The sequence below is a fragment of the Rhizobacter sp. P2_H2 genome (genome assembly GCF_056403375.1).
This window is the reverse complement of record NZ_JBFUFP010000080.1, coordinates 1-11,194: the sequence shown is the minus strand read 5'-3', so window position 1 is coordinate 11,194 and position 11,194 is coordinate 1. Positions and strand designations below refer to the sequence as shown.

General features: G+C 66.3%; 14 protein-coding genes and 1 tRNA gene. 11 read left to right on the top strand and 4 right to left on the bottom strand.

All coding sequences use genetic code 11. The features are described from left to right. The 3 genes from cgtA to rplU all read right to left on the bottom strand — a co-directional run. Positions 1–995 (bottom strand): Obg family GTPase CgtA (gene cgtA, locus AC1D15_RS07685; RefSeq protein ID WP_477825524.1); only part of this gene is annotated, 995 nt, incomplete at its 3' end. Positions 996–1,127: 132 nt separating this feature from the next. Then, positions 1,128–1,388, bottom strand: a complete 261-nt coding sequence (gene rpmA / locus AC1D15_RS07680) for a 50S ribosomal protein L27 (protein WP_047500144.1) — start codon at positions 1,386–1,388, stop codon at positions 1,128–1,130. Between the two features lie 31 nt (positions 1,389–1,419). Beyond that, the gene (gene rplU / locus AC1D15_RS07675; protein WP_477825523.1) at positions 1,420–1,731 is read right to left on the bottom strand and encodes a 50S ribosomal protein L21; all 312 of its coding nucleotides are present in this window, start codon (positions 1,729–1,731) and stop codon (positions 1,420–1,422) included. Between the two features lie 50 nt (positions 1,732–1,781). Between rplU and AC1D15_RS07670 the strand changes: the two genes are divergently transcribed. From AC1D15_RS07670 to AC1D15_RS07625, 10 genes are all read left to right on the top strand, one after another. Next, complete coding sequence (locus tag AC1D15_RS07670) at positions 1,782–1,934, top strand: hypothetical protein (protein ID WP_465110912.1); 153 nt, start codon at positions 1,782–1,784, stop codon at positions 1,932–1,934. A gap of 79 nt (positions 1,935–2,013) precedes the next feature. Continuing rightward, positions 2,014–2,955, top strand: coding sequence for an octaprenyl diphosphate synthase (gene ispB, locus AC1D15_RS07665; RefSeq protein WP_477825525.1), 942 nt, complete (start codon positions 2,014–2,016; stop codon positions 2,953–2,955). Positions 2,956–3,029: 74 nt separating this feature from the next. Beyond that, a tRNA-Pro gene (locus AC1D15_RS07660) sits at positions 3,030–3,106 on the top strand. Positions 3,107–3,297: 191 nt separating this feature from the next. Further along, positions 3,298–5,025: a type IV-A pilus assembly ATPase PilB gene (gene pilB / locus AC1D15_RS07655; RefSeq protein WP_047500994.1), complete on the top strand. Its 1,728-nt coding sequence runs from the start codon at positions 3,298–3,300 to the stop codon at positions 5,023–5,025. Between the two features lie 76 nt (positions 5,026–5,101). After that, a complete protein-coding gene (locus AC1D15_RS07650) occupies positions 5,102–6,325 on the top strand; it encodes a type II secretion system F family protein (RefSeq protein ID WP_047500138.1) in 1,224 nt (407 codons plus the stop codon). 9 nt (positions 6,326–6,334) lie between these two features. Continuing rightward, positions 6,335–7,186 carry a prepilin peptidase gene (locus AC1D15_RS07645; protein WP_477825522.1) on the top strand — a complete coding sequence of 284 codons (852 nt, stop codon included), beginning with the start codon at positions 6,335–6,337 and terminating at the stop codon, positions 7,184–7,186. Between the two features lie 16 nt (positions 7,187–7,202). After that, on the top strand, positions 7,203–7,820 hold the full coding sequence (gene coaE, locus AC1D15_RS07640) for a dephospho-CoA kinase (protein ID WP_477825521.1): 618 nt from the start codon (positions 7,203–7,205) through the stop codon (positions 7,818–7,820). A gap of 64 nt (positions 7,821–7,884) precedes the next feature. After that, positions 7,885–8,643: a cell division protein ZapD gene (gene zapD / locus AC1D15_RS07635; RefSeq protein ID WP_477825520.1), complete on the top strand. Its 759-nt coding sequence runs from the start codon at positions 7,885–7,887 to the stop codon at positions 8,641–8,643. Continuing rightward, positions 8,640–8,846, top strand: a complete 207-nt coding sequence (locus AC1D15_RS07630; RefSeq protein ID WP_047500129.1) for a DNA gyrase inhibitor YacG — start codon at positions 8,640–8,642, stop codon at positions 8,844–8,846. Before zapD ends, AC1D15_RS07630 begins: the two co-directional genes overlap by 4 nt. An 89-nt stretch (positions 8,847–8,935) precedes the next feature. Next, entirely contained in the window at positions 8,936–9,643 is a 708-nt protein-coding gene (locus AC1D15_RS07625; RefSeq protein ID WP_477825519.1) for a hypothetical protein, read from the top strand. Between the two features lie 16 nt (positions 9,644–9,659). Here the strand turns inward: AC1D15_RS07625 and AC1D15_RS07620 are convergent, their stop codons facing one another. Next, the gene (locus tag AC1D15_RS07620; RefSeq protein ID WP_465110908.1) at positions 9,660–10,235 is read right to left on the bottom strand and encodes a TetR/AcrR family transcriptional regulator; all 576 of its coding nucleotides are present in this window, start codon (positions 10,233–10,235) and stop codon (positions 9,660–9,662) included. Between the two features lie 92 nt (positions 10,236–10,327). Between AC1D15_RS07620 and AC1D15_RS07615 the strand changes: the two genes are divergently transcribed. Beyond that, on the top strand, positions 10,328–11,194 hold an 867-nt coding region (locus AC1D15_RS07615), incomplete at its 3' end, for an MFS transporter (protein WP_477825518.1).

Here is an 11,194-nt window from a genome sequence, read left to right as displayed (position 1 = left end):
TGCTTGTAGATCGCATGCACCAGGTGCTCGCAACCTTCACGCGTCAACGCGGAAATCTGGAACACCGGGCCCTTCCACTTGAAGCGCTTGACGAAATCCTTCACGCGCTTCTCGCGCTCTTCGAGCGGCACCATGTCGAGCTTGTTGAGGACGAGCCAGCGCGCCTTGTCATGCAGCGACTGGTCGTATTTCTTCAGCTCGGTGACGATGGCCTTCGCCTGCGCGACCGGGTCGACCGCCTCGTCGAACGGCGCCATGTCGACCAGGTGCAGCAGCAGGTGGGTGCGCTGCAGGTGGCGCAGGAAGTAGTGGCCGAGGCCGGCACCTTCGGCCGCGCCCTCGATCAGGCCGGGGATGTCGGCCACGACGAAGCTCTGCTCCGGCGCCACGCGAACCACACCCAGGTTCGGGTGCAGCGTCGTGAACGGGTAGTCGGCGATCTTCGGTTTGGCATTCGAGATCGCGGCGATCAGCGTCGACTTGCCGGCGTTCGGCATGCCGAGCAGGCCGACGTCGGCCAGCACGCGCAGTTCGAGCTTCAGCTTCTTCTGCTCGCCGGGCCAGCCGGGCGTCTTCTGGCGCGGTGCGCGGTTGGTGCTGGTCTTGAAGTGCAGGTTGCCGAAGCCGCCGTCGCCGCCCTTGACCAGCAACACCTTCTCGTCCGGCACCAGCAACTCGGCCAGCACCTGGCCGCTTTCGGTGTCGCTGATGATCGTGCCCATCGGCATGCGCAGCACGATGTCTTCGGCAGCGGCGCCGTACTGGTCGGACCCGCGACCGTTCTCGCCGCTGCGGGCCTCGTGCCGGCGTGCGTAGCGGAAATCGATCAGCGTGTTCAGGTTGCGATCGCCGACGGCGAAGACGCTGCCGCCGCGCCCGCCATCACCCCCGTTCGGTCCACCGAACGGAATGAACTTCTCGCGGCGAAAGCTCATGCAGCCATTGCCGCCATTGCCTGCCGCCACATCGATGGTCGCTTCGTCTACGAATTTCATGATCTCGCCCACAGGCCACCGCGCCGCCAGAGGCTGCATGGTAGGCCACCGGTCGTCCGGCGACCGGAAAAAACAAAAGCCCCGGGTGACCGGGGCTCGGGATCAACGCCGGCTGCGCGAGGCAGCCGCAGCTCACGCTGCCGTCTTGACGCTGACCGTCTGGCGGTTGCGCGGGCCCTTGATGGCGAAGCTGACTTCACCATCGACCAGTGCGAACAGCGTGTGGTCCTTGCCGATGCCGACGTTCTGACCGGCATGGAACTTCGTGCCGCGCTGGCGGACGATGATCGAACCGGCCGGAATCTGTTGGCCGCCAAAGGCCTTGACGCCGAGCATCTTCGGTTGGGAATCGCGGCCGTTCCGTGTGGAACCGCCGCCCTTTTTCTGTGCCATGGTTTAACTCCTGGAAGCTTGGGACAGCCGATCAGGCGGCGACCGCGCTGATCTCGATCTCGGTGAAGTTCTGGCGGTGACCTTGCCGCTTCTGGTAGTGCTTGCGACGACGCATCTTGAAGATGCGCACCTTGTCGTGCCTGCCCTGCGCCACCACGGTGGCCTTCACGCTTGCGCCCGCAACCAAGGGAGTCCCGACTTTCAGATCCGCGCCGTTTCCGACAGCGAGCACCTGGTCGATCGTGATCTCTTGGCCAACATCCGCAGCAATCTGTTCTAYYTTGATYTTTTCKCCWGYAGCAACCTTGTATTGTTTGCCACCGGTTTTTATGACCGCGTACATATCAGCCCTTTCGATGAATTCCGCCAGGGCCTCGGCTCTCGATCTACTCGATGGACGGCACCCATGGGCGAACCCTGCAGGAAATGCAGAGCCCGCGAGTCTATCACGCGCAGCCAAGCCTGGGAAAGCCCGACGCCAGCGACGAGGCATTCACCGAGCGGGCAATCCTGCACGAATCGATCGCGCGCGCCTGCTTCCTATAATTTCGCGCAACCACCCGAGCCTTCCGTGCAGACCTCCACCACGCATCCCACCAGTCCCGCGCCCGACATGGCGCAACTCATGGCACCGGAAATGAGCGAGGTCGATCAGGTGATCCGGCAACGCCTGTCCTCCGACGTCGCGCTGATCAACCAGATTTCCAACTACATCATCAGCGCCGGTGGGAAGCGCATTCGCCCGATGCTGGTGTTGCTGTTTGCCAACGCGCTGGGCTTTCGGGGGCCGGAGCGGTTTGAGCTGGCCGCGATCGTCGAGTTCATCCACACGGCAACGCTGCTGCACGACGATGTCGTCGATGAATCGGAGCTTCGCCGCGGCCGGACAACCGCCAATGCGTTGTTCGGCAACGCTGCCAGCGTGCTCGTCGGCGACTTCCTCTATTCGCGCGCCTTCCAGATGATGGTGTCGGTCAACCGCATGCGGGTGCTCGAAGTCCTGRCCGACGCGACGAACGTGATCGCCGAGGGCGAGGTGCTGCAATTGATGAACATGCACGACCCGGACATCGCAGTCGACGACTACCTGAGGGTCATCCGGTTCAAGACGGCCAAGCTGTTCGAGGCCAGCGCGAGGCTCGGTGCAGTGCTGTCAGATGCGCCGCCGCACCTCGAAGAGGCCTGCGCGAGCTACGGTCGAGCGCTCGGGACGGCCTTCCAGCTGGTTGACGATCTGCTCGACTATGAGGGCGCGACCGAGCAGCTGGGCAAGAACGTCGGCGACGATCTGCGCGAAGGAAAGCCGACGCTGCCGCTGCTGCTGGCGATGGAACGCGGCAGCACGGAGCAACGCGCCGTGGTGCGCCATGCGATCGAGCACGGCGAGGTGGATCGCCTGGCGGAAATCGTCGAAATCGTCCGCCTCACCGGTGCGCTGGACGCCACGCGGCAAGCCGCGCGCGACGAGGCTGACAAGGCACGCACGAGTCTCTTGTCGCTGCCCGACTCGAAACACCGCGAAGCTCTGCTAGAATTGTGTTTTCGATCGATAGACAGGTCGTTCTGAGACCCCCGAATCAGAACACTGCGGCTTGTTTGTCATCAGGTGCCTCGCGATGCTCGCGGGTTCGCACCGAAGATCGGGGTGTAGCTTAGCCTGGTAGAGCGCTACGTTCGGGACGTAGAGGCCGGAGGTTCGAATCCTCTCACCCCGACCAGTTTTCCGGCAGTCCTCGCTGTCGTTGTTCATCAGCCCGGCCCTCAGTCGCAGTCACCCTGACGCAATCTGTTGCACGCGATCAGGCTGCTTGGCGTGACTTCTTGACCGCTCCCGGGCCGGCTTCGGTTTACAGTGCCACTTGAATCGGCGATCATCGTTCGATCGTCGACTTGTTTTTTTGCACGAAACCTGCCTGTGGACACTCTTGCCGAAGCCCCCCAATCTGCACTCTCCGGCGTTGCCCGGGTCCTGGTGCATGCAGGCAAGCTGAATGCGAAGACCGCTGAAGATCTGGTCAAGTCCTCGAAGGACAAGAAAGCCAGCTTCGTTGCATCTGTCATCGCCGCCGGTGCAGTCTCTCCTTCCGATCTGGCACACACCCTGGCCACGGCACTCGCGCTGCCGTTGCTCGACCTGAATGCGGTCGACCCCCAGAAGCTGCCGAAGAACGTCATCGACGCCAAGTTGACCGTTCAGTACCAGGTGCTGGTGCTGGGCAAGCGCGGCAATCGCCTGTTCATCGGCGGCGCCGACCCGACCGACCAGGAAGCCGCTGAACGCATCAAGTTCGCGACGCAGCTGTCGCCGGAATGGATCATCGTCGAGCACGACAAGCTGGCGAAGATCCTCGAGAGCAGCGGCGCCAGCGCGACCGAGTCGCTCGAGAACATCGTCGGCGGCGAGTTCGAGTTCGACGTCACCGACGAAGACACCACGGCTGCCCCGGAAAGCCAGGAGGTCACGACCGACGTCGAGGACGCCCCGGTCGTGCGCTTCCTGCAGAAGATGCTGATCGACGCGATCAACGCCCGCGCCTCCGACCTGCACTTCGAGCCCTACGAATACCACTACCGCGTGCGTTTCCGCGTCGACGGCGAGTTGCGTGAAATCACGCAGCCGCCGATCGCGATCAAGGAAAAGCTCGCGTCGCGCATCAAGGTGATCTCGCGGCTCGACATCTCCGAGAAGCGCGTCCCGCAAGACGGCCGGATGAAGCTGAAGTTCGGCAACAAGGCGATCGACTTCCGGGTCAGCACCTTGCCCACGCTGTTCGGCGAGAAGATCGTGATCCGGATTCTCGATCCGTCCAGCGCCAAGCTCGGCATCGAGGCCCTCGGCTACGAGAAGATCGAGAAGGACCGCCTGCTGAAGTGCATCAGCCGCCCCTATGGGATGGTCCTCGTGACCGGCCCGACCGGCAGCGGCAAGACCGTGTCGCTCTACACCTGCCTGAACATCCTGAACCAGCCGGGCGTCAACATCTCGACCGTCGAGGACCCCGCGGAAATCAACCTCCCCGGCATCAACCAGGTCAACGTCAACGACAAGGCCGGGCTCACCTTCTCGGCGGCTTTGAAGTCGTTCCTGCGCCAGGATCCGGACGTGATCATGGTCGGCGAGATCCGCGACCTGGAGACTGCCGACATCGCGATCAAGGCGGCGCAGACGGGCCACATGGTGATGTCGACGCTGCACACGAACGACGCACCGACCACCCTGACCCGCCTGCTGAACATGGGCGTGGCGCCGTTCAACATCGCATCCAGCGTGTTGCTGATCACCGCGCAGCGACTTGCACGACGCCTGTGCGAGGTGTGCAAGGCGCCCGCCGACTACCCGCGTGAAGCGATGCTGAAGGCCGGTTTCACCGAAAAGGACATCGACGGCACCTGGAAGCCGTACCGGGCCGTCGGATGTTCCGCCTGCAGCAACGGCTACAAAGGTCGTGTCGGCATTTACCAAGTGATGCCCATCAGCGAAGACATTCAGCGCATCATCCTGGCCGAAGGAACGGCGATGGACATCGCGGACCAGGCCACCAAGGAAGGCGTCCGCAGCCTGCGGCAATCTGGCCTGGTCAAGGTCCGGGCCGGGTTCACGACGCTGGAAGAGGTCATCTCCGCTACCAACGACTGATGCAATCCGTGCCGTTCGCGGCACGTGTCGAACAACTATTCAACGGGACGAGGACCTGAGTGTTCTCGCAGGCACCATGGCAACTGCAACTGCGGCGAAAAGCAACATCCGGGAATTCGTCTTCGAGTGGGAAGGCAAGGACAAGAACGGCAAGATCGTTCGAGGCGAGATGCGCGCGGGCGGCGAAGCCGTGGTCAGCGCCAGCCTGCGCCGCCAGGGGATCCTGGTCAACAAGGTCAAGAAGCGCCGCATGGGCGGCGGCCGCTCGATCAAGCAGAAGGACATCGCGATCTTCACGCGCCAGCTGGCGACGATGATGCGCGCCGGCGTGCCGCTGCTGCAGGCCTTCGACATCGTCGCGCGCGGCAGCGCCAATCCCCGCCTGACCAAGCTGCTGACCGACATCCGCACCGACGTCGAGACGGGTACCAGCCTGTCGTCGGCTTTCCGCAAGCACCCTTTGTATTTCGACGCGCTGTACTGCAACCTGGTGGAGGCCGGTGAAGCCGGCGGTATCCTGGAAGCACTGCTTGATCGACTGGCCATCTATCAAGAAAAGACGATGGCCATCAAGAACAAGATCAAGTCGGCGCTGATGTACCCGGTGGCCGTGCTGGTCGTCGCCTTCGTCGTCATCGCGGTCATCATGATCTTCGTGATCCCGGCCTTCGAGGAAGTGTTCAAGTCGTTCGGCGCCGACCTCCCCGCACCCACGCTGGTGGTGATCGCGCTGTCGAAGTTCTTCGTCAGCTACTGGTGGGCGATCTTCGGTTTCCTGGGCGGCGGCACCTACTTCTTCCTGGAGTCCTGGAAGCGCTCCGAGAAGATGCAGAAAGCGATGGACCGGCTGCTGCTGAAGGTTCCGGTGTTCGGTGACCTGGTCTACAAGTCGGCGGTCGCCCGCTGGACCCGCACGCTGTCGACCATGTTCGCCGCCGGCGTGCCGCTCGTCGAAGCGCTCGACTCGGTCGGTGGCGCCTCCGGCAATGCCGTCTTCAAGGAAGCCACCGAACAGATCCAGAAGGACGTGTCGACCGGCGCCAGCCTGACGACCTCGATGTCGACCACCGGCATCTTCCCGACGATGGTGCTGCAGATGTGCGCCATCGGTGAAGAATCCGGCTCGCTCGACGGCATGCTCGGCAAGTCGGCCGAGTTCTACGAGGACGAGGTCGACGAGGCCGTGAAGGGCCTGTCGAGCCTGATGGAACCGTTCATCATCGTGATCCTGGGCGTCCTGATCGGCGGCATCGTCGTGTCGATGTACCTGCCCATCTTCAAGATCGGCCAGGTGGTGTGACCGGCCCAGATGGACAAGGACCTGCTTGAAATCTTCCTGACCCCCGCTGCACTGGCCGTCTTCGGCCTGTGCATCGGCAGCTTCCTGAACGTCGTGATCCATCGCCTGCCGATGGCACTGGAGCGTGGCTGGAAGATCGAAAGCGCCGAGATGCTCGGCGTCAAGATCGACGTCCCCGAGCCGATCACGCTGTCGAAGCCGCGCTCGCGCTGCCCGTCGTGCGGCCACATGATCACCTGGTACGAGAACATTCCCGTGCTGAGCTGGTTGTGGCTGCGCGGGCGCTGTTCGGCCTGCAAGACGCGCATCTCGGCGCGCTACCCGTTCGTCGAGATCCTGACCGGCGTGCTGTTCGCCGCCATCGGATGGCGCTTCGGCGCGCAGCCGGTCGCCGTGCTGTGGTGCGGCATGGTGGCGGTGCTGATCGCGCTGGCCGGCATCGATTGGGACACCACGCTGCTGCCCGACAACCTGACGCTGCCGCTGCTGTGGGCCGGCCTGGTGGCCAGCGCGCTCGGCTGGACGATCCCGCTGCCGCAGGCGCTGTGGGGTGCGGTCGCCGGCTACCTGTCGCTGTGGTCCGTCTACTGGCTCTTCAAGCTGACCACCGGCAAGGAGGGCATGGGCTTCGGTGACTTCAAGCTGCTCGCGGCGCTGGGCGCCTGGCTGGGCTGGCAGATGGTGTTGCCGATCGTGCTGGGTGCCTCGGTGATCGGCGCGGTGGTCGGCATCGGCATGAAGGCGATGAGTTCGCTGCGCGAGGGGCGCTACGTGCCCTTCGGCCCGTTCCTCGCCGGCGGCGGCATCGTCGTGCTGCTCGCGGGCCACGCGCGCGTGCTCGGCTGGCTCGGCTGGGCCTGATCGCCGGAGCCACCGCATGGCCGCGCTGCGCATCGGCCTGACCGGCGGCATCGGCAGCGGCAAGAGCACCGTCGCGGGCATGCTCGCCGACCAGGGCGCGGCGGTGATCGACACCGATGCCATCGCCCGTTCGCTGGCAGCACCGGGCGGCGCGGCGATCGATGCCTTGCGCGACCAGTTCGGTGCCGCGGCGATCGGCGCCGACGGCGGCCTCGACYGCGCCCGCATGCGCCAGGTCGTGTTCGCCGACCCCGCCGCGAAGTCGCAGCTCGAAGCCATCCTGCATCCGCTGATCGGGATCGAGTGCGATCGCCAGGCCGCCGCCGCAGGCGATCGCCCCCGGGTCTTCGACGTGCCGCTGCTGGTGGAATCCGGACGCTGGCGGGCGCGGGTCGACCGCGTGCTGGTGGTCGACTGCCCTGCCGCGACGCAAATCGCGCGCGTCACGCGCCGATCCGGCTGGGCCGTGGCCACGGTGCAGGCCGTGATCGACCAGCAGGCCAGCCGCGAGGCGCGCCGTGCCGCTGCCGATGCGGTGATCTTCAACGAGAACCTGAGCCTGGCGGAACTTGCAGCCGAAGTCCGCAGTCTCTGGTCCAGCTGGATCGAATCACGATGGATCACATCGCGATGAAGTGCCACCCTGTGGAACAATCCGGCGTCACGTTGTCACATTGATCGCCCGGAAAGCCGCCGTTTTGGTCCTGTACGAATACCCGTTCAACGAGAGCATCCGCACGATGCTCCGGCTCGAACACCTGTTCGACCGCCTCGGGCGCCTGCTGCCGCGCGATGAAGCCGTGGACCACCACTACGCGCTGGCGACGATGTTCGAGATCATGGACGTCGCATCGCGCGCCGACCTGAAGTCCGACCTGCTGAAGGAGCTCGAGCGCCAGCGGGCGCTGCTGCAGAGCTACCGCGGCAACCCGGCGATCTCCGAAGGGGCGCTGCTCGAGGTGATGGCACGCGTCGACCATGCGTTCAACGGACTGAACCAGCTGCCCGGCAAGGCCGGCCATGTGCTGACGGCCAACGAGTGGCTGATGAGCATCCGCAGCCGCATCAGCATTCCCGGTGGCACCTGCGAGTTCGACCTGCCGGCCTACTACGCGTGGCAGCAGCATGACGCCGCGAGCCGGCGCGCCGACCTGTCGGGCTGGATCGCGACGCTGACGCCGCTGGCTGAAGCCCTGAGCGTGCTGCTCGGGCTGCTGCGCGATGCAGGCGTGCCGCACAAGGTCGTCACGCAGGGCGGCCAGTACCAGCAGAGCCTGCCGGCCGGCCGCGTCTACCAGCTGCTGCGGGTGCGCATCGACAACGGCAGCCRCCAGCTGGTGCCCGAGATCAGCGGCCACCGCCTGATGGTGATGGTGCGGCTGATGAAGCAGGATGCCGAGGGCCGGCTGAAGCCCGCGGCGATCGACACCACCTTCGAACTGACCTTGTGCGCATGAATGCCCCCGCCAAGCCCCGCATCGTGCGCTGCCCGACCTGCGCCGGCGACAGCCTCTACGCGAGCGACAACCCCTATCGGCCGTTCTGCAGCGAGCGCTGCAAGAACGTCGACTTCGGCGCCTGGGCCAGCGAGAGCTACCGTGTCGCCGCGCCGCCCCCGCCGGGCGCCGGCGTGACGCCCTCCCCGGACACCGACGACTGAGCAAATTCCGCCGCGGCGTGCAAACTGGCGCGCTTTCCCGGCCTTGATCGACCCCACGATGGCGGCTGTTCCCGGTTCAATGGGAAGCCATGTGGAAGCGTGTTGTCGATGTCGTTCTGGCGCTGGGCTTCGTCTTGGTGACCAACATCCCGTTGCAGGCCGGTGCCGCGGCGCTGACGCCGCTGGAGACCCGCTGGATGCAGGCCGCCTGGCCGGTGATCACCTACGCTCGGGCGCAGGGCCTGCCGCTGGACATCGTCGCCCAGCCGGTGGCGCAGGGCGGCGAGCCGCCGATCGCGATGGGCTATGTCGACGGCCGCTGCAAGCTGGTGCTGACGATGCGCGGCAACCCCGAGGCCGAATCCACGCTGGAGAAGATCCCTGCCGAGCTGCGCGACACCGTCGTCGAGGCGATGACCGCCCACGAGCTCGGCCACTGCTGGCGCTACGTGCAAGGCGCATGGCACACACCGCCGGTGGCCGGCTTCACCGACGCGCTCGACGCCGGCACGACCCCGCTGGCCGACCTGGAGCGCGACATGCGCGCGACGCGCTGGGAAGAAGGTTTCGCCGACCTGGTCGGGCTCGCGTGGACGCGCGCGCAGCACCCCGAGCGCTACCGCGCGGTGCACGCCTGGTTCGAGGCATTCCGCGCCGACCAGCCGCTGCCCGGCGCCCACCACGACACGCGCGCCTGGTTGAAGCGCGCCCAGGACCCGGCCGTGTTCGGTACGGCCGCCACCCCGTTCGAGCAGGCCTTGCCGGTCTGGCGCAGCGAGCCCGACGCCGGCCGCTGAGTCGCACGGGCAGGGCTCAGCGCGCGCCGGCCCCGTCCAGGCACTCGGCGACCCAGCGTTCCACCAGCGCCGACGAGGCCGGCACCGGCCCCCACAGCGCACGGTAGATGATCGGCGCGACCACCACGTCCATCGCCCGCTGCACCTCGGGCACCGGTTCGCCGCGCGCCACGCCGCGCTCGAAGATGAGGGCGATCTGCGCCGCAGTGAACTGCGCGCACTGGCACGGCGCGGTGCCTTCGCCATGGGCCTCGGTCGACAGCACGTCCTTCATCATCGCCAGCCCGATCGGCGACGACATCTCCTCATGGAACTGCTGCGCCCACGCGACCAGGTCGCCGGCGACCGAGCCGGTGTCGGCCGGTTCCGAATCGGGCTTCATCCGCTCGACCGACACATCGGCCAGCAACTCGCCGAGATCGCCCCAGCGGCGGTAGATCGTCGACGGGGTGACCTCGGCACGCGCCGCGATCATCGGCACGGTCAGTTCGGCGCGCCCGTGCAGCTCGATCAGCTCGCGCGTGGCGCGGTGGACGGCCGCCTGGACGCGGGCGCTGCGGCCGCCCGGCCGCGGGGTGGTGGTTGCAGTCATGAAACCATGCTAACGCAAAGTATTTGCTTTAGCTCAGGAATGGGTTCAGAATCCGCTAACGCAAATATTTTGCGTTAGCTGAAGGAGCCGACATGACCACGCCCGCACTCGCCACCGCGCCCGCCGCCCTTCGCGCGCCCGGACTGCGCCTCGGCACCACCGCCTCGCTGTGGCTGACGGTCTCGCTGGTCGTCAGCTTTCTCGCCGCCTCCAGCGCGCCGTCTCCGCTGTACGCGCTGTACCGCGAGGCCTGGGGCTTCAGCCCGCTGGCGCTGACGGTGATCTTCTCCAGCTACGCCTTCGCACTGCTCGCAGCGCTGCTGGTGTTCGGCGCGCTGTCCGACCACCTCGGCCGGCGCACCGTGATCCTCGCGTCGCTGCTGATCGAGTTGCTGTCGATCGTGCTGTTCTGGTCTGCCGATTCGGCCGGCTGGCTGCTCGCGGCGCGCATCGTGCAAGGCTTCGCGACCGGCATCGCCACCAGCGCGCTGAGCGCGACGCTGCTCGACCTGAGCCCGGCGCGCGGTGCGCTGTTCAACAGCGTCGCGCCGATGTTCGGCATGGCCGTCGGCGCACTCGGTGCGAGCGCGCTGGTGCAGTTCGCGCCGGCGCCGATGCACCTGGTGTTCGACGTGCTGCTGGCGATCCTCGCGCTGCAGACGCTGGCCGCGCTGTTCCTGCCCGACACGGTGACACGCCGGCCGGGTGTCTGGCAATCGCTGCGTCCGCGCATCGCGATCCCGCCGGCTGCGCGTGCCACGCTGTGGCGCATCCTGCCGCTCAACACCGCGAGCTGGGCGCTCGGCGGCTTCTATCTGTCGCTCGGGCCGACGCTCGCGAAGCTGGTCACCGGGACCACCGCACCCACGACCGGCGGCGCGCTGATCGCGACGCTGGTGCTGGCGGGCGCCGCAGCGATCGGCTGGGTGCGCCTGCGCCCAGCGCCCGCGGTGCTGGCC

What these genes read in the sequence shown, in the direction of transcription:
- rpmA (WP_047500144.1), bottom strand. Translation starts at nt 1,388, where the DNA reads ATGGCACAGAAAAAGGGCGGCGGTTCCACACGGAACGGCCGCGATTCC.
- AC1D15_RS07670 (WP_465110912.1), top strand. Translation starts at nt 1,782, where the DNA reads ATGGACGGCACCCATGGGCGAACCCTGCAGGAAATGCAGAGCCCGCGA.
- AC1D15_RS07650 (WP_047500138.1), top strand. Translation starts at nt 5,102, where the DNA reads ATGGCAACTGCAACTGCGGCGAAAAGCAACATCCGGGAATTCGTCTTC.
- AC1D15_RS07645 (WP_477825522.1), top strand. Translation starts at nt 6,335, where the DNA reads ATGGACAAGGACCTGCTTGAAATCTTCCTGACCCCCGCTGCACTGGCC.
- AC1D15_RS07630 (WP_047500129.1), top strand. Translation starts at nt 8,640, where the DNA reads ATGAATGCCCCCGCCAAGCCCCGCATCGTGCGCTGCCCGACCTGCGCC.
- AC1D15_RS07625 (WP_477825519.1), top strand. Translation starts at nt 8,936, where the DNA reads ATGTGGAAGCGTGTTGTCGATGTCGTTCTGGCGCTGGGCTTCGTCTTG.
- AC1D15_RS07620 (WP_465110908.1), bottom strand. Translation starts at nt 10,235, where the DNA reads ATGACTGCAACCACCACCCCGCGGCCGGGCGGCCGCAGCGCCCGCGTC.